The 22077-nt window shown below is 65.6% G+C and carries 21 protein-coding genes; 9 read left to right on the top strand and 12 right to left on the bottom strand.

The genetic code is table 11. The annotated features are described in order from the left end of the window. Positions 1 to 3: 3 nt before the first annotated feature. Positions 4 to 1026 carry a tripartite tricarboxylate transporter substrate binding protein gene (locus tag KW845_RS01110; protein ID WP_255592299.1) on the bottom strand — a complete coding sequence of 341 codons (1023 nt, stop codon included), beginning with the start codon at positions 1024 to 1026 and terminating at the stop codon, positions 4 to 6. A gap of 262 nt (positions 1027 to 1288) precedes the next feature. Here KW845_RS01110 and KW845_RS01105 point away from each other — a divergent pair, with 262 nt between their 5' ends. The 6 genes from KW845_RS01105 to KW845_RS01080 are packed head-to-tail and all read left to right on the top strand — an operon-like array spanning position 1289 to position 7343. Next, positions 1289 to 2410, top strand: coding sequence for an ABC transporter substrate-binding protein (locus KW845_RS01105; protein WP_218367343.1), 1122 nt, complete (start codon positions 1289 to 1291; stop codon positions 2408 to 2410). Between the two features lie 26 nt (positions 2411 to 2436). Then, positions 2437 to 3309 carry a branched-chain amino acid ABC transporter permease gene (locus tag KW845_RS01100; RefSeq protein WP_218367342.1) on the top strand — a complete coding sequence of 291 codons (873 nt, stop codon included), beginning with the start codon at positions 2437 to 2439 and terminating at the stop codon, positions 3307 to 3309. Positions 3310 to 3357: 48 nt separating this feature from the next. Further along, positions 3358 to 4242 carry a branched-chain amino acid ABC transporter permease gene (locus KW845_RS01095; RefSeq protein ID WP_218367341.1) on the top strand — a complete coding sequence of 295 codons (885 nt, stop codon included), beginning with the start codon at positions 3358 to 3360 and terminating at the stop codon, positions 4240 to 4242. Next, positions 4239 to 4973: an ABC transporter ATP-binding protein gene (locus KW845_RS01090; RefSeq protein WP_255592297.1), complete on the top strand. Its 735-nt coding sequence runs from the start codon at positions 4239 to 4241 to the stop codon at positions 4971 to 4973. Before KW845_RS01095 ends, KW845_RS01090 begins: the two co-directional genes overlap by 4 nt. Next, positions 4970 to 5692 (top strand): ABC transporter ATP-binding protein, encoded by a 723-nt coding sequence (locus KW845_RS01085; protein ID WP_218367340.1) that lies wholly within the window; start codon positions 4970 to 4972, stop codon positions 5690 to 5692. The genes KW845_RS01090 and KW845_RS01085 overlap by 4 nt, the downstream gene beginning before the upstream one ends. A 13-nt stretch (positions 5693 to 5705) precedes the next feature. After that, positions 5706 to 7343 (top strand): AMP-binding protein, encoded by a 1638-nt coding sequence (locus tag KW845_RS01080; RefSeq protein ID WP_218367339.1) that lies wholly within the window; start codon positions 5706 to 5708, stop codon positions 7341 to 7343. Positions 7344 to 7374: 31 nt separating this feature from the next. On the opposite strand, the gene KW845_RS01075 is transcribed toward KW845_RS01080, so the two are convergent. The 3 genes from KW845_RS01075 to KW845_RS01065 form a co-directional block, all read right to left on the bottom strand. Continuing rightward, positions 7375 to 8676 (bottom strand): HAMP domain-containing sensor histidine kinase, encoded by a 1302-nt coding sequence (locus KW845_RS01075; protein WP_218367338.1) that lies wholly within the window; start codon positions 8674 to 8676, stop codon positions 7375 to 7377. Next, entirely contained in the window at positions 8673 to 9383 is a 711-nt protein-coding gene (locus tag KW845_RS01070; RefSeq protein WP_218367337.1) for a response regulator transcription factor, read from the bottom strand. Before KW845_RS01070 ends, KW845_RS01075 begins: the two co-directional genes overlap by 4 nt. Before the next feature lie 88 nt (positions 9384 to 9471). Beyond that, a complete protein-coding gene (locus KW845_RS01065) occupies positions 9472 to 10311 on the bottom strand; it encodes a ChbG/HpnK family deacetylase (protein WP_218367336.1) in 840 nt (279 codons plus the stop codon). Between the two features lie 90 nt (positions 10312 to 10401). On the opposite strand from KW845_RS01065, the gene KW845_RS01060 reads away from it, so the two are divergent. After that, the gene (locus tag KW845_RS01060) at positions 10402 to 10797 is read left to right on the top strand and encodes a GtrA family protein (protein WP_218367335.1); all 396 of its coding nucleotides are present in this window, start codon (positions 10402 to 10404) and stop codon (positions 10795 to 10797) included. Here KW845_RS01060 and KW845_RS01055 read toward each other — a convergent pair. The 8 genes from KW845_RS01055 to KW845_RS01020 form a co-directional block, all read right to left on the bottom strand. Continuing rightward, a complete protein-coding gene (locus KW845_RS01055) occupies positions 10745 to 12340 on the bottom strand; it encodes a glycosyltransferase family 39 protein (RefSeq protein WP_218367334.1) in 1596 nt (531 codons plus the stop codon). The two genes, KW845_RS01060 and KW845_RS01055, sit on opposite strands and share 53 nt — an antisense overlap. Further along, positions 12337 to 13416, bottom strand: a complete 1080-nt coding sequence (locus tag KW845_RS01050) for a glycosyltransferase family 2 protein (RefSeq protein ID WP_218367333.1) — start codon at positions 13414 to 13416, stop codon at positions 12337 to 12339. Before KW845_RS01050 ends, KW845_RS01055 begins: the two co-directional genes overlap by 4 nt. 333 nt (positions 13417 to 13749) lie before the next feature. Then, positions 13750 to 14799 carry a LacI family DNA-binding transcriptional regulator gene (locus tag KW845_RS01045; RefSeq protein ID WP_218367332.1) on the bottom strand — a complete coding sequence of 350 codons (1050 nt, stop codon included), beginning with the start codon at positions 14797 to 14799 and terminating at the stop codon, positions 13750 to 13752. 69 nt (positions 14800 to 14868) lie between these two features. Continuing rightward, on the bottom strand, positions 14869 to 16776 hold the full coding sequence (locus tag KW845_RS01040; RefSeq protein WP_218367331.1) for an ABC transporter ATP-binding protein: 1908 nt from the start codon (positions 16774 to 16776) through the stop codon (positions 14869 to 14871). After that, positions 16773 to 17609 carry an ABC transporter permease gene (locus KW845_RS01035; protein ID WP_218367330.1) on the bottom strand — a complete coding sequence of 279 codons (837 nt, stop codon included), beginning with the start codon at positions 17607 to 17609 and terminating at the stop codon, positions 16773 to 16775. Before KW845_RS01035 ends, KW845_RS01040 begins: the two co-directional genes overlap by 4 nt. Beyond that, positions 17602 to 18558 carry an ABC transporter permease gene (locus tag KW845_RS01030; RefSeq protein ID WP_218367329.1) on the bottom strand — a complete coding sequence of 319 codons (957 nt, stop codon included), beginning with the start codon at positions 18556 to 18558 and terminating at the stop codon, positions 17602 to 17604. The genes KW845_RS01035 and KW845_RS01030 overlap by 8 nt, the downstream gene beginning before the upstream one ends. Positions 18559 to 18601: 43 nt before the next feature. Then, positions 18602 to 20110, bottom strand: coding sequence for an ABC transporter substrate-binding protein (locus tag KW845_RS01025; RefSeq protein WP_218367328.1), 1509 nt, complete (start codon positions 20108 to 20110; stop codon positions 18602 to 18604). 54 nt (positions 20111 to 20164) lie between these two features. Further along, positions 20165 to 21040, bottom strand: a complete 876-nt coding sequence (locus KW845_RS01020) for an N-formylglutamate amidohydrolase (RefSeq protein WP_218367327.1) — start codon at positions 21038 to 21040, stop codon at positions 20165 to 20167. A gap of 235 nt (positions 21041 to 21275) precedes the next feature. On the opposite strand from KW845_RS01020, the gene KW845_RS01015 reads away from it, so the two are divergent. Beyond that, a complete protein-coding gene (locus tag KW845_RS01015) occupies positions 21276 to 21602 on the top strand; it encodes a helix-turn-helix transcriptional regulator (protein ID WP_218367326.1) in 327 nt (108 codons plus the stop codon). A gap of 13 nt (positions 21603 to 21615) precedes the next feature. After that, positions 21616 to 22077, top strand: coding sequence for an ArsI/CadI family heavy metal resistance metalloenzyme (locus tag KW845_RS01010; protein WP_218367325.1), 462 nt, complete (start codon positions 21616 to 21618; stop codon positions 22075 to 22077).

Genomic DNA, 22077 nt, shown 5'->3' with positions numbered 1-22077 from the left:
ACGCTACTGCTTGGGAATCTTCGCCTGGGCAATGATCTTCGACCACTTGGCGCGTTCGCCGTCGATGTGCTGGTTGAAATCGGCTGCCGACCCGCCGGTGGCCGTAGCGCCCAGCTCGGCCAGCTTGGCCTGCACGTCCGGCTGTTTCAGTATTTTGTTGATCTCGGCACTCAGGCGCTCGATGATCTCGGGCGGCGTGCCGCCGGGCACGGCAATCCCCGTCCACGACAGCGATTCATAGCCGGGCAGCACCGATTCATCGATGGTGGGCGTATCGGGCAGCGCGGCCAGGCGGCGCCGGCTGGTCACGGCCAGCGCTTTCACCTTGCCGGCCTTCACCAGCGGCACCGATGACGGCGCATTGTCGAAAATCATGTCGACCTGGCCGCCCATCAGGTCCACCAGCGCCTGGCCGCTGCCGCGGTAGGGAACGTGCATGATTTCCACGCCCCCCATGCTCTTGAACAACTCGCCCGACATATGGGTGGAACTGCCCGCGCCCGACGAGGCAAAGGTGTACTTGCCCGGGTTTTCCTTCACCAGCTTGAGCAAGTCCTGCACCGTCTTGACCGGCAGGTCGTTATTCACGATCAGGACGTTGCTGATCGAAGCGGTATAGACCACCGGCACCAGGTCTTTACCGATCTTGTATCCGGGGTTCGCATACAGGAACTCGTTCATCGACAGGATGCCGGTCGTGCCGAACAGCAGCGTGCGGCCATCCGGCGCCGACTTGGCAACCATCGAGGCACCGATATTGCCGCCCGCCCCGCCCCGGTTCTCAACCACGACGGGCTGCCCCAGCGCCGCCGACAAGCGGTCGCCCAGCAGCCGGCCGATCACGTCTGTGGAACCGCCGGCCGAAAACGGAATCACCAGCGTGACGGGCCCGTTGGGATAGTTGCTGGCACTTGCCGCCGGCCCGTAGGCAATCCCGGCAGCCACGGCGATAGCGGCCGCCGAGCGCGACATCGCCCGCAACGCCGCCCGGGCACCCCCGCGGGCACCCTGCTTGAAGATATTCATGACTTCCCCTGTTCGTGGTTGCGTACAACCGTTAGCGTTTAGTGCAGCGATCATAGGGAAGCGAAATGTCAACCACAAACGAGAAATTTTTTGTCATTAATCAGTATTGGTGATATATCGAGCCACCCCTCGCACGGGAAAACCCGCAGTTAAGTAAATCCGAATAGGTCGCATCATTCAGACTGGCTAGCATTTTCATAGCCGCCAGCCGGCCGTCATGACGCTGCGGCGCACAACAACCACGACACGTGCGGAGACATTCATGAAGAAGCTGCTTGCCGGCCTGGCGCTATGCCAGGGCCTGACCTTGACGTCGCTGGCCCATGCGGCCGACCTGACCATCGGCGGCTTGCTGCCCATGAGCGGCAGCAATGCCGAATACGGCCAGATCTTCAGCTCCGGCGCCAACCTGGCCGTCGAGCACATCAATGCATCCAAGATGCTGTCCGGCAAGCTGTCCATCGTGTACGAAGACAGCCAGGCCCTGCCCATGCAGGGCGTCATCGGCATGAACAAGCTGGTCAACGTGGCCAAGGTGCCGTTCGTGCTCAGTGCCTTCACAGGCGTATCCAAGGCCATCGCTCCCGTCGGCACCCGCAGCAAGACCGTCATGGTCAACGGCGGCGGCGTGGGCCCCGACCTGGCCGACCTGGGCGAATATTTCTGGAACACGATCCCGCTGGTCGACTTCGAAGTGCGCGCCATCGTGCCCTACCTGGTCAAGGAGCGCGACATCAAGCGCATTGCCCTGGTGTACGTCGACGACCCGCTGGGCCAGTCGGTGGTCAAGGAATTGCAGGCCGAGCTGGGCAAGGCCGGCGGCGAACTGGCCGGCAGCTTCTCGGTGCCCGCCACCGCGCAGCAGTTCTCGGGCATTGCCGCGCGGGTGCGCGACGTCAAGCCCGATGCGGTCTACATCGCGTCGTATGGCAGCCAGCAGGGCCAGATCGTCAAGCAACTGCGCGACAACGGCGTATCGCAGCAAATCGTCAGTTACTCGGCCTTTGCCATTCCGTCCACCCTGACGCTGCCGGAATCCAAGGGCGCGATCTTCACCAGCCAGAAGGTCGATTGGGACAAGAACGACGACATCACGCGCCGCATGCTGGACGACTACAAGAAGCAGTACGGAAAGGCGCCCAGTATGTACGTGCTGAACTACTACAACGCCGTGCGCACCTTCGCCGTGCTCGCCGCCGCCCTGGAAAAGGCCGGCAAGCCCATCACCGGCGAGAACCTGCTGGCGCAGCGCAAGGCCACCAAGACCTTCGACTTCGTCGGTGCCACCGTGTCGTTCGCGGATAACGGCACCATCAAGGCCCCCATCCAGATCAACAAGATCGGCGACAACGGCGCCCAGCCCATCGCCGACGCCGCGCCCTGACCGGCATACGCCAGGTTCCGCAGCCCATGCTGTTCATCCAGCTTTTCGTCAACGGGATACAGACCGGTGCGCTGTATGCCCTGATCGCAGCGGGCTTCTCGCTGATTTTCGGCACCACCCGGGTCTTCCACGTGGCGCACGGCGCCACGTTCACCCTGGCCGGCTTCGTATTCTACGAGCTGTACACGGTGCTGGGCTGGGCCTGGCCGCTGGCGGCGCTGGGCGCGGGTGCGGCGGCGGCATTATTCGGCGTGCTGGTCGACCGCTATGTGTACTCGGTCATCCAGCGCCATGAAGGCGCCTTCTTCACCGTGTTCGTGGCATCGTTCGGGCTGGCCATCGTGGCGCAGAACCTGATCGCCATCGTCTTCGGACGCGGCCTGGTGACCGTGCCCACGCCCCTGAGCAAAAGCCTGGAACTGCTGCCCGGCCTGTACGTGGCGCCGATGGCCGCGGTGGCGGTGCTGTGCGCCCTGGTGGCTTTCGGTGCGCTGCATTGGCTGCTGACGCACACCAACCTGGGCCTGGCCCTGCGCGCGCTGGGCGAGAACCCCGACCTGGTGCGCGTGTACGGCCTGACGCCGCGCCGGCTGTCGCAGTATGTGTTCCTGATCGGCTCGTTGCTGGCGGTGCCGGCGGCGATCCTGACTGCGGCAACATCGGGGCTGAACCCGTCCATGGGCCACCACGTCATGCTGATCAGCATCGCCGCCACCATCGTGGGCGGCGTCGGCAGCCTGCGCGGCGCGGCCGTGGCCGGCCTGCTGCTGGGCATGGCCGAGAACCTGTCGCTGGCGTGGATCGACCCGCAATGGAGCGAGGCCGTGACCTTCGTGGTGCTGTTCTTGTTCATCTTGTTCCGGCCCGGCGGCGTATTCGGCCGCGCGGTCGCGTCCTAGGGGTCCCGTTCACAAAAGGGTCCTGGCATCCGTATCACGAGGCAACGCATGCTGGCTTATCTGCAAAACATCGCCGTGCTGTTCTGCGTGAACGCCATGCTGGCGGTCACCCTGAACTTCATCATGGGCTACGCGGGCATCTTCTCGCTGGCGCACGCCATCTTCTTCGGCGTGGGGGCCTACACCGCCGCCAATATCGCCATGCATTTCAGCGACTCGCTGCTGCTGTGCGTGGCCGGCGCCGTGCTGCTGTCGGGCGTGCTGTCCATGGTGCTGGCCCTGCCCGCCCTGCGCGTGCGCGGCGAGTACTTCGTGGCGGCCTCGCTGGGCCTGCAAGTGATCGGCGTCACGGTGTTTTCCGAATGGAAAGGCGTCACGGGCGGGCTGGGCGGACTGGTGGGCATTCCGCCTCCCACGTTATTCGGCCACGCGCTGACCACGCCGGGCGAATTCCTGGCCCTGGCCATCGCGGGGCTGGCCGCCGTGCTGGCCATTACCACGGCCCTGTTGCGCGGCAGCTTCGGCCGCAGCCTGATGGCCATCCGCGACAGCGAGTCGGCCGCGCAAGCCGCCGGCAAATGGGTAGCCGCCATCAAGACCCTGTCGGTGGCAGTCTCTGCCGGGCTGGCCGCCGTGGCCGGCGCCATCTACGCGTTCTACATGAGCTTCGTCAACGTCGAAGGCTTCATGCTGGAAACGTCCATCCTGTTGATGGCCATGGTCATCATCGGCGGCACCGGCACGGTGTTCGGGCCGATTATCGGCGCGGCCCTGCTGATGCTGCTGCCGGCCGCCCTGACCTACCTGCCCTTCCTGCCGCCCTCTGAACTGGGCACGGTCCAGCAGATCGTGTACGGCACCATCATGGTGCTGCTGATGATGTACCGCCCCGGCGGGCTGGTGGGCGGGCGCCGCATGGGGGGCAAGGCATGAACGCCACCCCCGTGCTGCTGCGCATGCAGGGGCTGTCCAAGCGCTTTGGCGGCCTGCAGGCCATCAGCGACGTCTCGCTGGACCTGCCGGCCGGCATGATCACCACGCTGGTGGGCCCCAACGGCGCCGGCAAGACCACGCTGTTCAACATGATCACGGGGCACCTGGCGCCCACCGCCGGCACGGTGCACCTGCACGGCAAGCCGCTGGCCCGCCTGGCACCCTGGCAGATCGCCCGCCGCGGCGTGGGCCGCACTTTCCAGGACCTGCGCCTGTTCACCCACATGAGCGTGCAGGAGAACGTCGCCACCGTGACCGAGCGCGGTAGCTGGCTATGGCAACGCCGTGGCGACCCGGGCCGCGTCGAAGCCGTGCTGCACGACGCCGGCCTGTGGGACAAGCGGCACGCGCGCGCCGCCGACCTGGCCTACGCCGACCGCAAGTTCCTGAGCCTGGCCCGCATCATGGCCAGCGAAGCCTCGCTGTGGCTGCTGGACGAGCCCGCCTCCGGCCTGGACCCGCGTTCATTCGAGCGTTTCGTGGCCCTGCTGCGCAACTACGCCGCGCGTGGCATCACCATCTGCATCATCGAGCACAACCTGGACCTGGTCACGCAATTGTCCGACCGCCTGGCTTTCCTGGACCAGGGCAAGCTGCTGGCCTGCGGCGACCCCACCGCCATCCTGCAAGACCCTCAGCTGGCCGCCATCTACTTCGGAGAACGCGCATGACCGACGCCGTCCCCCCGGTACTGGAGGCGCGCGGCCTGCGCGCAGGCTATGGCGAACGGCCCGTGCTCGACGGCCTGGACATGCGCCTGGACGCCAACGAAGTGCTGTGCCTGATCGGCCACAACGGTGCCGGTAAATCCACGCTGCTGAAAGCCCTGTTCGGCCTGATTGCTCCCGAAGCCGGCAGCGTGCTGCTCGACGGCCAGGCCGTATCGCGCGCCGACCCGCGCCGCCTGGCTGCGGCCGGTATATCCATGGTGCCGGAAGGCCGCGGCATCTTTCCCGGCCTGACCGTGGCCGAGACCATGCGCCTGGGCTTGTGGTCGGCCGGCGTGCCCAAGGCCGACCATGCCGAACGCCTGGAATGGGTCATGCAGGTACTGCCGGCGCTGCGCAAGTTCTACCACCAACGCGCCGGCACCCTGTCGGGCGGCCAGCAGCAGATGGTGTCGCTGGGCCGCGCCCTGCTCAGCCAGCCGCGCTGCCTGCTGCTCGACGAGCCGTCCATCGGCCTGGCGCCCAAGCTGTTCCAGGACCTGATGGGCCCCATCCGCACCCTGCAACGGCAGCGCGGCATGTCGATACTGATCGTGGAACAGAACGTGCGCGAGGCCATGAAGATCGCCGATCGTGTCATCGTCATGAAATCCGGCGCGCTGATCCGGTCTGGCGTGCCGGCCGACTTTGCCGACAACGCCGAACTGATGGAGCTGTACTGATGGAACTGTAACGATGCCGGCCGACGCCGCACCGGGGCCGGACGCCCTGGCAGACTTGTACACCGCGCACCTGCGTGATCGACCGGATGACACCGTACTGATCGACGACACCGGCGCGCTGAGCTATCGCGGCTTCGATGTCCTGTGCGCCCGCTCGGCCCGCTGGCTGGCCGCGCAAGGCATCGCCGCCGGCGACAAGGTGGCCGTGTGGCTGCCCAATCGCCGCGAATGGCCCGCCCTGCTGTTCGCGCTGGCGCGCCTGGGCGCCACCCTGGTCGCCATCAACACCCGCTACCGCAGCGCCGAACTGCAGTACATCCTGGCGCGCTCGCGGGCGCGCATGCTGGTGATGCAGCCGTCATTCCGCAAGATCGACTTCCCGGCCGTCTTGGCGGGCATGGCGCCAGACGCCCTGCCCGATTTGCAGACTATTGCGCTGGTCGATGCCGGCAGCGACCGGCCTGGCCGTGTCCTCGGCCGCGACACGGTTGCCTACCCGCCCGCCATCGGCAATGGCATCAGCAATGGCAAGCTTGCGGCCGAGCCCCCCTCGGCGCGGCCACCCGACCCGACGCACCCTGTCATCCTGTTCACGACGTCGGGCACCACCCAAGGCCCCAAGCTGGTCATGCACAGCGCGGCCACCCTGCTGGCCCACAGCCGGCAAGTGGCCAGCGCCTACGGCCTGCACGAGCCCGGCGCGCGCCTGCTGGCCGCCTTGCCGCTGTGCGGTGTGTTCGGGCTGAACGGCGTGTTGGCCGCCCTGCATGGCGGCGCGCCCGTAGTCATGATGGACTTGTTCGACGCACCGCGCGCCGCCCGGCTGCTGCGCGACGAACGCATCACCCATGCCTTCGGCAGCGATGAAATGATGCGCCGCATCGCCGAGCTTGCGCCTGGCGAGCGCCCTTTTCCGCACGCCCGCGTGTTCGGTTTCGCCAGTTTCAGCCCCGGCTCGGCCGAACTGGTAGACACCTTGCAGCAACGCGGTTTTCCCTTGCGCGGCTTGTATGGATCCAGCGAGGTGCAGGCCTTGTTCTCGTTGCAGCATCCCGGCCTGCCCGCCGCCGAGCGCGCGCTGGGCGGCGGCATTCCGGCATCGCCCCACGCCCAGGTGCGCGTGCGCGATCCAGCCGGCCCGGAACTGTGCGCGCCCGGCGTGCACGGCGAGATCGAGATCCGCGCCCCCGGCAACTTCATCGGCTACCTGGACAACCCGGACGCCACTGCCCAGGCCCTGACTACCGACGGCTACTTCCGCACCGGCGACCTGGGCTACCTGCGCCCCGACGGCAGCTTCGTGTATCTGTCCCGCATGGGCGACACCCTGCGCCTGGGCGGATTCCTGGTCGACCCCGCCGAAATCGAACATGCGCTGTCCCGGCTGCCGGGCGTGCGCAACGCGCAGGTGGTGGGCATCGACCTGGACGGACAGCCACGCGCCGCCGCCTTCGTCATTGCCGATCCGGGCGTTGCCGCAGAAGACCTGCTGGCGCCCCTGCGCGCGTCATTGGCGGCCTTCAAGGTGCCGGCCCGCCTGTGGCTGGTGGATGAATACCCAACTGCCGCCAGCGCCAACGGCTTCAAGATCCAGCGCGCCAGGTTGCGCCAGATGGCCGACGAACGCCTGCGGCACGAAACACCGGCCTGACCATGTTCTCGATCCATGGCTTGTTCTGTACCTATAACAGGCGCAACTGGAAGCGCGCGCCATGGCTTTCCCCCCCACGCTCGGATTCGACCTGCAGATGCCATCGCTGCATGTCGCAGACACGCTTGGCAATGGCCAGCCCCAGGCCGCGAGGAAAGCCGCCGTCATCGGGCAAGGCGGTAGGCGTGTCGCCCAGCCGGCCGCTGTAATAACGCTGGAACACGAACGGCAGCTCTTCGGGGGCGATGCCCTTGCCGGTGTCGCGCAGCTCTAGTGTGCCGTCGGCGATCAGCGCCGCGGTCAGGGTCGCCGGGGCAGCGTGTTCGATAGAGTTACGCACCAGGTTGCGCAACACCGTCAACAGCGCGTAGCGATCCAGCAAATACACCGTGCCGCCGGGAATGCGGTTGTAGAACGACAGGCCGGCTGCATCGGCCTCGACCTCCAGGCCACGCCAGGCGTCATCCATGCAAGCCGCCAAATCCACGTCCTCGGCGGGGCGGGGTTGATCGCTGGCCATGGAACGCGCGCTTTCCAGCGAGGCCACGATGTGGTCGACATTGGTCACGATGCGCGTCAGGCGCAGCCGGGTGTCGGCGGGAAGCGTGGCATCCAGCAGCATGATCTCGCTGTCGGAACGAATGGCGGCCAGTGGCGTGCGGGCCTCGTGGCTGAGATTGGCGGCAAACTCGCGCTCGCGGGCGATCGAGCGGTCGACCTGGTTCTGCACCCGGTTGAAGGCTTCGATCAGCTGGCCCGCTTCGTCGTCGCGCGTGACGGCCATGTCGGGCGAACCGGGCGCCCAGTTCGACAGCCGGCCGGTCAGGTCCAGAAGCGGCCCCACCGCCACGCCGGCCACCCGGCGCGACAGCGCGTAGGCGGCAATGATGCACAGCGCGCCCATGCCCAGCACGATCAAGCCGAAATCGCGCACTCGCGCTTCATGGTCGGTGGCGTTGTACAACACGTAAAGACGGCCGCGCGGGGTATCGGTAACCATGACGTGCCAGGTTTCCGCGCCCGGTTCCAGCAAATGCAGGCCCGGAGACAGGCCTTGCAACTGGGCCGGCATGTCGTCCGGAACCTGGCCGTCCTGCAGCCAGGCCCGCATCGAACCGCCCAATTCCCGCGCACCATGGGGTGGCAGGAATTGCGCTTCAGCCGCCACGTGCTGCGCAACCCGCTCGGCTTCGGTCGTCAGGATCTGGTCGACCAGCCCGTCTTCCATTTGGTCGAACGCCAGGTACGCCAGCAGGGCCAGCGCAGCGACGAACACGGTCACCGCCCCCGTCAGCGCCCAGACAACGCGCTGGGTAAGCGTGCCACCCCTCATGCGCCCGCCTCGGGCATGACCAACCGCCAGCCGATGCCGTGCATCGTCTCGATGCCATCGAAGCCCGCTTCGACCAGGGCGCGCCGCAGCAGGTGCATCTGGCTGCGCAACGCATCGGTCGAGGGCGGCTCGTCATCCCACAGCAGTGCTTCGAGTTCCTCGCGCGGGACCATCCGGCCTGGGTCACGCAGCAGGGCCTCGACGATCAGGCCGGATTTGCGGGTCAGCCGTACCGGGCGTCCGGCCACGGATACGCTGCGCGTACGCCCATCGAACTGTAAAGGGCCGAACTCGCGCACCGCGTCCACCACGGCCCCCTGCGCCCGATGGATCAAGGCCAGCAGGCGCGCCTGCACCTCGGCCAGCGCGAAGGGCTTGGTCAGATAGTCGTCGGCGCCGTGCGCGAAACCGGCCAGCTTGTCATCCAGCGCATCGCGCGCGGTCAGCATCAATACGGGAATGGCCTGGCGCCGCTCCAGCCGCAGCGCGTGCAGCACTTGATAGCCGTCCAACCCGGGCAGCCCCACATCCAGCACCACCGCGTCGAACCGCTGGGCGTCGAGCATGCGCAGCGCCGTGCGGCCATCGTAGGCCACGTCGGGCACGAAGCCACTCACTTCCAGGAACTGGTACAGGTTGCCCGCGATAGTCAGGTCGTCTTCGACGATCAGTATCCGGTAGTGTGCATTGACGGAGACGGTGGTCATGGGCGATGGGATCCGGTACGCGGCACCTTGGCATTCGTCGGCCGTGAGGGAAACGGTGGCATCGAGCCACCGGCAATAACCATCTATTCTAGGACGAACACGGCGGCGCCCACAGGCGTGCCGCTGTATGGCGGCCGATGCCGGTTGCGATGCCCCGGCCCCCCGATGGCGGCCGCGTGATGCATATACCGTTCAATCGCATCCAGTCGCCCAGTTCCGGACGCGCCAGCACTTCGAATTCAGCCGCGCGCTGTGTGGCCAGCGCATCGCCAGCGCCCGGAAGGGCCGGGTGGCAGAGCAGCAGATCGCCGTCGCGGGCGTTGCTGAACCAGCCTTGCAGAAGCTCGGCATAACGGCGAGCGCCGCCTTGCAGGCAATAAACCCCCAGCAGGCGGCGATTGGTGCGCAGGCCCTCAAGACGGGCCGCCCGCGCAAGCGCGCGGGCACCCAGGGCGCCGATCAAGCGGGCCTTGGCCGCTTCGCGCAGCGGGATGCCTTCCTGCATGCCGGGCGCGGTATGGCGCAGCCATGGCGCGCATCGGCCGTAGCGCTGCCGTATCAGGCGCAACAGGCGCGGCAGCACGCCGGGCAACTGGTGCACGTGCTGATGGCCATCCACATAGTCCGGCGAGCGGCCCATCACCTTTTCAAAGGCGTCGAACTGGCGAGCCAATTGCTCGTCCAGCCAGGCGCCATCCAGGCGGTTTGCGTAGGCTCGCGCGATCAGCGCGTGCAACGGCATCACCGGCGCCTGCGCTGCCGAGCCCATGGCTTCGGTCAGGTTCACGTGCACGCCCAGGTCCAGATCCAGGGCACGCAGGTCGGGGCCATGGGCGGCAAACGTGGGGCCCTGCGTCAGGCTGCCGATGCCGCTCAGCCGTCCCGATAGCGCCAGGTGCAACATGCCGGCATCGATTGCCGTATTCATGCCAAAATCGTCGCCACACACCACGATGCGTTTCCACCAGACGCCTGCCGCACCTTGCGTGCGGCACTTGTCCACATAGCCAGATTCGCCATGCCCCCCTTGATCAAACAAATAGGCTGGTTCATTGCGGTAGGCTGCGCGGCCGCGGCCACGCACTGGGGGGTTGCCGTGGGCTGCGTGGAACTGCTGGGCATGCCGCCCCTGGCCGCCAATGCGGCAGGCTGGCTGGTTGCATTCATCGTATCGTTCACGGGCCATTATCGACTCACTTTCCGCCATCTGGCGTCACACTGGACCATCGCCGCGCGCCGCTTCTTCCTGATCTCGGCGTGCGGATTCCTGTTCAATGAAGTGTCGTATGCATTGCTGCTGCACACGACGCGCCTGCGCTACGACATACTGCTGGCGCTTATCTTGCTGGGGCTGGCGGTACTTACCTTCCTGGCGAGCCGCCTATGGGCGTTTCGCCGCAAAATCGCCGCCTGAAGGCATCATCGGTGTCGATCCGCCAGACGTTGTAATGAGCATCTGAAAAGCGAACCGGTGCCTCTTGCAGAACGGGAAAGCGCGCCCCGTCCTCAACACCGCCCCAGATCCAGAAGCGGCTTTCGGGCGGCGCTGCGCACAGGCGCGCCGGCAGCGCTTCACTTTGCACCAGGACACGCCGGCCGGTCCCGGGCGCGAAGCGGCCCGCGTCGTAGAGTTCCTTGCGCCAGTTGTCGCGCAATGGAATTTCGGGGTTGCCCCAGTCGTCGACCACCCAGGCGGGCTGCCGTGCGCCGGTGTAAAAGCCCAGGTCGAACGGATAGGCGTGCAACGTCACCAGCATGTCGGTGGCGCGCATTTCGGCGGCGATGCGGCGGCCCAGGGGTTCTGCGCTGCGCCGCGGGTTGGCCGCGAACACAGCCACCAGTGCGATACACAGGCCGGCCGACAACGCTGCGCATTTCCATGCCAGGCGGCGCTGGCGCAGCGAATCGCCGCGCTGCATGGCCTGGTGCACGATGTCGGCCAGCAGGGCGGCCAAGGGCGGCAGCGCAGGCACCACATAACCGATCAGCTTCGAACCGGGAATGGAAAAAAAGCCCAGCACCACGACCACCCACACCGCCATCAGGCTGCGCAGCCCGCTCCGGTCTTGCGTTGTCCAGAATGCCTTGCGCAACCCCCCACCGCCCCACAACGACCAGGGCAGCGTCAGGCCGGCGATGACGGGCAGGTAGAACCAGAACGGCTGCACATTATTGAAGCCCGACCGCGCGAACCGTTCGAAATGCTGGTACACGAAGAAATAATGAAAGAAGCCGGGAAAGCGCTGTTGCATCAGCCAGAACCACGGCACGGCCAGCAGCGCGAAGACGGCCAGCGCGGGCGGCCACAACAACACGATATAACCGCGCCAGCGGCGCGCCAGCAGTAACCACAGACACAGGATGGCCCCCGGCAGCACCAGCCCGATCAGGCCCTTGGCCAGCACCGCCAGGGCAGCCAGCGCGGCGGCGGCCAGGGACATGGCCCGATGGGCGTGGCCGGCCTCGGCACGCAGCACGGCATCGGCACCCGCCAGCACGCACAGGGTCACCAGGCCCGCCACCAGCATGTCGGTATTGGCGAATTGCGCCCCACCGTAATAGAAAGGCATGGTTGCCAGGATGACGGCTGCCATGGTGGCCGTGGCCGTGCCGCGATAGCGCCGCACGAAACCATACAGGCCGGCCAATGCCGCCCAGGCGGCCAGCCATGACGGCAGGCGGGCGGCCCATTCGTTCAGGCCGAACAGCTGAAAGCACAATTCGGCCAGCCAGTAATACAAGGGCGGCTTGTGGAAATAAGGCATCCCATCGAGCAAGGGCACCGCGTGCGACCCGCTGCGCAACATTTCCCAGGCCACGCCCGCATAGCGCCCTTCGTCGGGCAGGGTCAGCGGGCGCGCCCATGCCAGCCAACCCAGCCAGATGCCTGCGGCCAGCAGCAACAGGCCGGCGGGGGGCATCCAGGCCGATGCCCCGGATTCGCGAGACGGGCTCATGGCTGCGTCCGCTGCGTGCTGGCGCGCCTGGCGCGGCCGCGCCGCTGGCGAATGACGAACAGCGGCCGTTCCTTGACCTCATCGAAGATGCGAGCCACATACTCGCCGACCACCCCCAGGGAAATCAGGTTCACACCGGCAAAGAACAGCAGCGCGGTGACGATGGTGGTCCAGCCCGACACCTGGTTGCCGCTGACCAGGTAGGTCAGCACCAGATAGCCACCATAGGCGAACGACGCCAGCGAAAATGCGCAGCCCAGCAGGCTGACCATGCGCAACGGCCAGGTGGTAAAGGCGGTCAAGCCATCCAGTGCCAGGCGCAGCAGCGTCCGGGCTTTGTAGCGGCTGGTGCCGTGCACGCGGGCATCGGGCGTATAAGGCAAGGCTTCGGCGCGAAAACCGACCCAGGCATACAAGCCTTTCATGAAGCGCGTGCGTTCGGGTAACGCGATCAGTGCGCTGACCACGCGTCGATCCATCAACCGGAAGTCGCCCGCATGGGCCGGAACTTGAACCCGGTTCCCGCCACTGAGCAGCCGATAGAACGTGTGCGCCCCCATGCGCTTTAGCCAGGACTCGCCGTGGCGATCGGCACGCACCGCATAGACCATCTCCGCACCGGCACGCCAGCGTTCCAGCATGGCGCCGATCAACGTCGGCGGATGCTGCAGGTCGGCATCCAGGCAGATTACCGCGTCGCCGTCGGCGGCTTCGAATCCGGCCGATAGCGCGGCTTCCTTGCCGAAGTTCCTCGACAGCTGTATGTAGCGCATCCCTTCTATGGGCGCCCATGCGGCCATCAAATCGGGGGTGGCGTCGGTGCTGCCATCGTCAACGACGATGATCTCCCATTGCGGGCACAGCGCTTCCAGCTGGGCGCGCAGGGCGGGCAGCAACAGGCGCAAGTTATCGCACTCATTCAGGCAGGGAATCACGCAACTGATGAGCACTTCGCCAGACTTGTCAGGGTTGGCGGGCAGCGCATGCAGCGGTATGGCCGCACGCGAAGAAGGCGCGGTAGCCAGAGAGGAAGGCAAGACGGACGTTACCCCCTCGGAGCGGAACTCGATCGGCATGGCAGGTGCTTGCAGGATAGGAACGCGCAGTATGCACAGCCCCCGCGTCGAATTTTCGTTGAGCTTTTTCTTATCGGATGCGTTTTCCCAGGGTTTTGCAAGAAGCAAGCGCAAGCCGCCCCAGGCCCGCGCTTACCATGGCGATGGGCGGCGTCGGCATGACGCCAGGTAAGCATGATGGGCCGCGCCCCGGGACAAAGGCGTTCAGCGTGAGGGGCGCCGCGTCGAATTTTCGTTGAATTTGTCGGCGCCGCAAGCCATGCCCGGTTCCAGGCCTTGCTGCACACCTGCCGGCCAGGCCCGCGACACCCCGGCTTGCCTTGCCGCGTGCGCCTACACCGACGGCGCCGGCCCGCAAGAAGCGCGCACCGTGATGCCGTTATGCGGCAATGGCCGGGACTGCGCCGGTTGCACGCCCTGCTCGATCATGTCCAGCAAATGGCTGGCGGCCGCACGCCCCAGGTCGATGAAGGGATAACTGACCGCCGTCACCGGCGGCGTCAGCATGTCGGCCACGAAGGTATCCAGCAAGGCCAGCACCGACATCTGCCGGGGAACGGCGATACCCGCACGCCCCAGCGTGGCCAGAATGCCCGCCGAGACCGCCACGTTCGCCGCGCAGACCGCGGTGGGTATCGGCCAGCCCGCTTGCGCTGCCTGCAGCAGGCCTGTCATGGCCGATTCCGCCTGCATCCGCCCGTAATCGCATTCCACCACCAGCGCCGGGTCGAATTCCAGCCCGGCCTGTGCCAGGCCCGCCTTGAACCCCGCCAGCCGGGTACGGCCCGTGTAATGCGCCAGGGGCCCGCTGACATAGGCGATACGGCGATGGCCCAGCCCGGCCAGGTACAGCACGGCGTCGCGCGTGCCGGCCTGGTAATCGACCATGACCTTGGGATCGTCTCCGCCACGCTCGCGGTTGACCAGCACATACGGGATACTCCAGCGTACCGGATCGAAGACGGGCGCCGTTTGTATGGTGGTGACCAGCAGGCCTTCGACCTGGTTGTCCTCGACCAGCCGGGCGTACAGATCCTGGTCGGGAAAATCTTTGTCGGCGTAGGCGATCAGCAGCGAATAGCCACGTTCCAGCACGACGCGCTGGGCCCCCTGGATGATCGCCGTGAAGGCCGGGTTGTCGATCTCGGGTACGACCAGCCCTACCGAGAACGAACGGCGCGCCTGCAGGCTGCGCGCGCGGGTGTTGGGCCGGTACGCCAGCTCGCGGGCCAGGTCCAGCACGCGCTGGCGCGTTTCGGGACGGATGTTCAGGGTCTTTTCGTCGAGCAGAATGCGCGACACCGTAGACGTGGCGACGCCGGCACGCCGGGCTATGTCGGCCAGCGTGGCCCGCCGCGGCGCCGGGTGCTGATCCCTGCTCATGATAAGTGGCTATCCCGCTGTCCCGGAGAAAGGCACATAGTAGCAACTCCCCGGCCTCTTCCGCGCCGGTCAGGAGGCATCCTGGACAAGCCCGCCCGCCGCGCGCCCGGCGTGCTTTTCGACAGAAGACACAGACGACAGCAGTTTTTGCGTGTAGGGGTGGCGCGGATCGGCGATCAGGGACTCGGTCGCCCCCTCTTCCACGATCTTGCCCTTGTACATGACGCAAATGCGGTCGGCGATATGCGACACCACCGCCAGGTCATGCGAAATGAACAAATAGGCCACCCCAAGCTGGTCACGCAAATCCGACAGCAGGTTCAAGATCGATGCCTGCACCGACACGTCCAGCGCCGAGACAGCCTCGTCGCACACGATAAAGCGCGGGCGGGTAGCCAATGCGCGCGCGATGCCGATGCGCTGTTTCTCGCCGCCGCTCATCTGGTGCGGATACCGGTCGGCGTAATGCGCGCCCAGGCGTACGGTGTCCAGCAATTTCAGGACTTCCTGCTCCAGGCCGGCTGCGGAATCGGCGATGCCGAACAACTGCATTGGGCGCGCCAGGATCTCGCGCACGGTCTTGCGCGGATTGAGCGACGAGTCCGGGTTCTGGAAGACCATCTGCGCATCTTTCAGGATGGCGCGGCGCCCCCGCGCATCGGCGGCAACCAGGTCCTTGCCATCGATGCGGATTGCTCCGGCCGAGGGATGGACCAGGTTGATCAGGCAGCGGCCCAGCGTCGTCTTGCCGCAACCGCTCTCGCCGACCAGGCCCACCACTTCACCCGCACCAACCTGCAACGACACGCCGTCCACGGCCTTGACACGCATGTGCTGGTCGGCCGCGGCCGCATTACGGCCACGCAGAAAGCGCGGCAGGCGCCATCCGCCCACGTCGAAAGAACGTTCCAGCCCTTGCACCGTCACCATCGGCAGGCCCGGAGGCGGCACCGCGCGCGGCGTGGTAGACAACGGTTGCGGCACGGCCGAACGCCAACCCTGGCCTGCCAGGTCCAGCGATCGCCAGCAACGGCTATCATGGCCCGGCTCCTGGCCCACCATGGGCTGGTGGCGCGCACAGCCTTCGCCCTGGACGAAGGCACAGCGGTCCGAGAACACGCATCCAGCGGGACGCGCGGAGGGATGCGGCAAGCGGCCGGGAATGGGCTCCAGGCGATGGCGCCGATCGCCCAGGTGCGGCAGCGAGGCCAGCAAGCCCTTGGTATAGGGGTGGCGCGGATCGACCAGCACCCGGCTGGTGGGCCCCTGTTCCAGCACCTCGCCGGCGTACAGCACGCAGACCTCGTCGCACACCCGGGCGATCACGCCCAGGTTGTGGCTGATGAACAGCATCGACAGATTCCGGACGGTACGCAGTTGCGCCAGCAATTCCAGGATCTGGGCCTCGACAGTCACGTCCAGCGCGGTGGTGGGTTCGTCAAGGATCAGCAGTTCCGGATCGCAGGCCAGGGCCGCCGCGATCAGGGCCCGCTGCTTCATGCCGCCGGAAAGCTGGTGCGGATAGCTGCGCATCATCTTGCGCGGGTCGTGGATGCCCACCTCTTCAAGCAGGCGAATGCACTCGGCATCGGCCTGCGCAGGCGTGAACCCGCGATGCACCAGCAATGGCTCGGCGATTTGCCGTCCGACCCGCAACGACGGGTTCAGGCTGGTGAAGGGATCCTGGAAGACGATGCTGATCTTGTCGCCGCGCAGCGCGCGCCGCCCGTCTTCGCCCATCGCGTACAAGTCGGCCCCCTGGAACACCACCGCGCCTTCGCGGATGCGGGCCTCTTCGTCCAGCAGGCCCAATGCCGCCAACGCCAGGGTGCTCTTGCCGGACCCCGATTCGCCGACCAATCCCAGCGCCTGGCCCGGCGCGATATCGAAACTGATGTTACGCAGCGCCTGCACCGGCTTGTCGCCGGCCACGAAATCCACGCACAGGTTGCGTATCGAAAGCAGGGGCTGCGTCATGCCCGGCTCCGGTTCAGGCGGGGGTCCAGGCGCTCGCGCAGCCCGTCCCCGACCAGGTTGATCGCCATCACCGTCAGGCACAAGGCGATGCCGGGCGCACAGGCGATCCAGGGCGCCGTGGCGATGAAGGGCCTGGCCTCGGCAATCATCAAGCCCCAATCCGAGGCGGGCGGCTGCACGCCCAACCCAAGAAAGCTCAGTGCGGCACCCAGCAAGATGGCGAATGTCACCCGCAAGGCGGACTCCACGATGATGGCCGGCCACGCATTGGGCAGGATTTCCGAAAACAGGATGTACCAGTTGTATTCGGCGCGGGCCTTGGCCGATTGCACGTATTCTTCGCCGCAGACCTCCAGCGTGACGCTGCGGGTCAGCCGCACCATGATGGGCACATAGACCAGGCCGACGGCCAGTGTCGTCTTCCACAGGCTGGGCGGCGTCAGCGACAGTATCAGCAGGCCCAGGATGACAGGCGGAACCGAGATCATCACGTCGACCACGCGCATGATGATGTCGTCGATGTAGCCCTTGAAATAACCTGCCGCCAGCCCCAGCGGCACACCGACCAGGATGCTGAACAGCGTGGCCCCGAAACCCATGACCAGCGAAGACTGCGCGCCGTTGAGCATGCGGCTCAGCACGTCGCGGCCGAACTCGTCGGTGCCCAGCCAGTGCATGGCGCTGGGCGGCGCCAGGCGCTGCTCCAGGGACGTCGCGTCCATTTCATACGGAGAGACGCTGGGCCCGATCACCGCCATGACGACGATGAACAGCAACAGCGCCAGCCCGACATGCAGGCCCTTTATATTGCGGGCGGCCCGGTGCTCAGGCATCGCCGCGCCCGTAGCGGATCTTCGGATTGAGAAAGGCATAAAGCAGGTCTGCGCTCAGGTTGGCCATGGCGTACACGAACGTGACGACCATCATGCTGGCCTGCAACAGGGGCAGGTCCATGTGCTGGATGGCGTAGATCAGCGTGCGCCCCAGGCCGGGGAAAGAGAAAATGGTCTCGGCCACCACCACGCCACCCATCAGCACGCCGACGTCGATGGCCAGCACGGTAATGGCGGGAAGCAGTGCATTGCGCAAGGCGTGATCGCGCACGACCCGCCTTTCGGACAGGCCGCGCGCCCGCGCGGCGCGGATGTACTGGGTGTTCATCACGTCAATGACGCTGGACCGCGTCAGCCGCGATACGTGCGCGATCAGCCCGGTCACCAGCGTGAACACCGGCAGGATCAAATGGCGCAGCCAGTTCCACAGCCCGTCATCCAGGCTGGCATAACCGGTGGCGGGCAGTATGCGCAGATAGCCGGCGAACAGCATGATCACGACGATGGCCCAGAAGAACTCGGGCACAGCGATGTTCACATAGGTAACCATCGAAATCGCATTGTCTGATTTCGATCCGCGCCGCACGCCCGCGTAGACACCCAGCCAGATGCCGATGATCGCCACCAGCACGATGGATATCCCGGCAAGCAGCGCCGAGCGTCCCACGGCGCCCCAGATCACGTCGGCAACCGGCTGGTTCATGGACAGCGACGTGCCCATGTCCCCATGCAGCATCGCCGAGGCCCAGCGCAGGTATTGCACATACCAGGGGTCGTTCAGGCCAAGCTGCGCTTCCAGGGTGGCAATGTCGGCCGGGCTGGCGAAATCCCCCAGGATCAGGTGCGCGATGTTGCCGGGCATGATCTGCGTGATCAGGAAGATCAACACCGACATCACCGCCAGGGTCGCGACCACATAGGCCAGCCGCTTGATCACATACTCCAGCATCGTGCCTCCTTGGCCGTGTCAGCCTGCCAGAGCGACAGTGCGTTCATTCGAAGTGGGCATTGCGCAGGTCCATCCAGGAATACGGATGGGTGTGGTAGCCCTTCAGCGCATCGGGATACGCCGTGGCGAAATTGATGGTGTACATCACCACCCCCGGCACATCTTCGACGGCATATTCCTGGAAAGTCTTGTAAAGCTCGACCTGCTTGGCAGAATCGGTGGCCAGGCGCGCCTGGTCCAGCACCTGGTCGATGCGCTCGCTCTTGAAGTGCCACATCTGCTTGTTCCAGGAACCCGAGCTGTGATACCAGGGATACGTCGCGGTATCCAGGGTGGGACGCGCCAGATAGCCATCCATGTAGAACGGTGCCTTGCCCGCAATGGTTGCTCCCCAGCGGCTGTAAGGCACGCGTTCCAGCTTGACCCGCACGCCCACGTCTTTCAGCATCTGCTGCAGCGCCACGGCGGCACGCTCGCGCGTCGGACGGCCCACCGGCACGTTCAGCGTAATGGCGAATCCGTCCGGATACCCAGCCTCGGCCAGCAGCTTCTTCGCGCCTGCGATATCGGGGGCGAAAGAAAGGGCCGAGTTGAATGCCGGGCTGTTTGGCGCAATGGGAGTGTGGGTCGGCGCGCCGGCGCCGAACAGCGCAAACTGCACCAGCTTCTTCTTGTCGACGGCCTTCTCGAACGCACGGCGCACGCGCACGTCGTCGAAGGGCTTGACCTGGTTGTTCAGGACGAAGCCGTCCCAGGTGGAAGTGGCGGCTTCGTCGAGGTGGATGTTCGACATGCCCTTCAGTTCCTGGATGGACTCCAGCGGCACGTTCCACAGTATGTCGACATCGCCGGCCGACAGGGCGGCGATCTTGGCCGCGTCTTCGGGCATGATGCGCAGCGTCACGCGGTCCAGGCGCGGCAGGCCCGGCTCCCAGTAATTCGGGTTCTTCTTCACCACCAGGCGATCGCCGGGCGTGTAGCTATCCAGCATGAAGGGGCCCGTGCCGACCGGGGCCTTCATCAACTGCTCGGCCGAGTGGCCGTCGGGCACGATCTTCAATTGCCGCTCGATCAGCATGCTGGGCCAGGCGCCATAGGGCTCTTTCAGCACGAACTTGACGGTGTGCGGGTCGGGCGTCTCGATATGGTCGACCATCTCGGCGGTGGAACGCGCGCGCGAGGCCAGTGCCGGATCGGCCAGCAAGGCGAAGGTGTGCACCACGTCGGTGGCGTCGAACGGCTTGCCGTCCGAGAACTTCACGCCTTCGCGCAACTTGAACGTCCATTCCTTTGCCGCCGTGTCCGAGCTCCAGCTGACGGCCAGCTCGGGCAACAGCTCCAGTTTCTCGTTGATGCCCACCAGGCCGTTGTAGACCAGCATGCCGAAGTTGTAGTCCTCGGCGGCGACACCCCGACCCGGATAGAGGAAATTCACGTTCGAGTTGATCGTGGCGACCAGTTCTTTCTTGGGCGCGGCGTGCGCCGTCGGCACCGCGGCCAGCGGCAGACAGGCTGCGGCCAGCAGGCTGGCAATGCGAAAAAGCGTCTTCATGGTTCGTACCCCTTTGGGACGGCGACTCTGCACGGTGCCGTTGCGTGGACCTGACTACGATTGCACATTCTTGACCGGCGCGTTCTCGAGCGCAAAGCGCGACACCACATGGGCCAGCTCGCTCAAGTGCTTCCTGACCGCAGGGAAATCGTCGCTCAGTTCGAAAGTGTCTTCGTTCATGTACAGCCCGCGCTTGATCTCGATCTGCAGGCTGTGTATGCCTTGTGCGGGCTGCGCATGCTTGCGTACCGATTCCGCGCCGGCATAGTGGAAATTCCGGGTGACGCGGTAGCCGAAACCGCTCAGCGTCGATACGATCAATTCGCTCAGAGCCGGGTCGCAGGACGCACCGTGGCGATCGCCGATATCGAAATCGGAGCGTGGCTTGCCGTGATCCAGCGTCGAAGGCCCGCCCACCGAAGCCATACTGTGGCAACTGATGTGATAGGCAAGGCCGAACTTGTCCTTGCGCTCGGCCAGCATGCTGGAAAGTTCGTTGTGATATGGCCAGTAGTAGCGTTCAAGGCGGCGCTGCACATCCTGTACCCGCAGCTTGCCGTCATAGACCTGCACGCCCCGCTTGCCGCATTTCGAGTGGATCAGGCCTATGCCCAGACGCGACTTTTCAGTCGTTTCCAATGTGCCCGGCCAGGGCGCATCCAGCAGGCCGGGATCGATGTCCCCCTCGTGCCGGTTCGCATCGATATAGGTATTCGGAAAGGTGGCGTACAGCCAGCTCGCGCCGCTGTCGACCACATCGCCATACAGGTCCTGCACATGCATGGACACCGACTGGTGCAGATCCACGAAGGGCGCGGCGGGAATGAATTCACAGGGATACCACGTGCCGCTGCGCGGAATGTCGTAGACGACCGGCGCGCTGGCTTCGCCAGGATCGCGCCGCAACAACACACCAGGAATGACTTTCATCGATGCTCCAGGGATACAAGGAAGGACGATAGGGAAATCGCAGGAAAACACTAAGGAAAACGTTTTCCTTTTTTTATACTATGGGCGCCGCAGGAATCGGTCAATAGCATTCGTCTCCAGACAAACCCTTGGATGGCAACCTGGTGCATGGCGGGTTCCCAGCCGTGGATGGCCCTGGACGGGTAGCGGATTGGTGGAATTGCCTTTAATTCAATAAACGTTGTATTATCGAATAATGAACGAAAACCAAGCTATCTCGGCACTTGGCGCCCTGGCCCACGCCCAGCGCCTGCGCGTGTTCCGCGCCCTGGTCGTCGCCGGCCCGCCAGGCCTTACCCCCAGCATCCTGGCCGACCAGCTCGGCGTCGCGCGCAATACGCTGTCGTTCCACTTGAAAGAACTGTCGCATGCCGGCCTGGTCAGCGTCGAACCGCAAGGCCGCAACCTGATCTACCGCGCCGACTTCCTCCAGATGAACGGCTTGCTCGGCTATCTCACCGAACACTGCTGCCAAGGTGTTCCCTGCGAGGCTTCCGATTCCGAAGCCTGCATTTCGTGCTGACAAGGAACAGCCCATGAAGCGCTTTCACGTCCATCTGCACGTCGATGACCTGGCCAGGAACATCGGCTTTTACTCCCGGTTGTTTGCGCAGGATCCCGCCCGCGTCGAATCGGATTATGCGAAGTGGATGCTCGACGACCCTCCTGTGAACTTCGCGATCTCGACCCGAGGCGCCGCCCATGGGCTGGATCACTTCGGAATTCAAGCCGGCGACGCCGAAGAGCTCGCCGCGCTGCAGGCCAGGGCCGAGGCGGCCAGTCTTGCCCTGGAAGACCAGGGCAAGACGTCATGCTGCTACGCGCATAGCGAGAAATACTGGATCACCGACCCGCAGGGCCTGGCATGGGAACACTTCCATACGCTAGGAAGCATCCCCGTCTACGGCGAATCGCGCGGCGAATCCGCAAGCCAGCCCGAGGCCGGCGCCTGCTGTTCAACGCCCGTCCAGGCCTCGACGCCAACCCGCTGCTGCTAG

The organism is Bordetella sp. BOR01 (assembly GCF_019218885.1).
Lineage (GTDB): Bacteria > Pseudomonadota > Gammaproteobacteria > Burkholderiales > Burkholderiaceae_B > Bordetella_A.
Note: the sequence above shows the minus strand (reverse complement) of the source record. Positions and strands in the feature narration are given on the sequence as shown.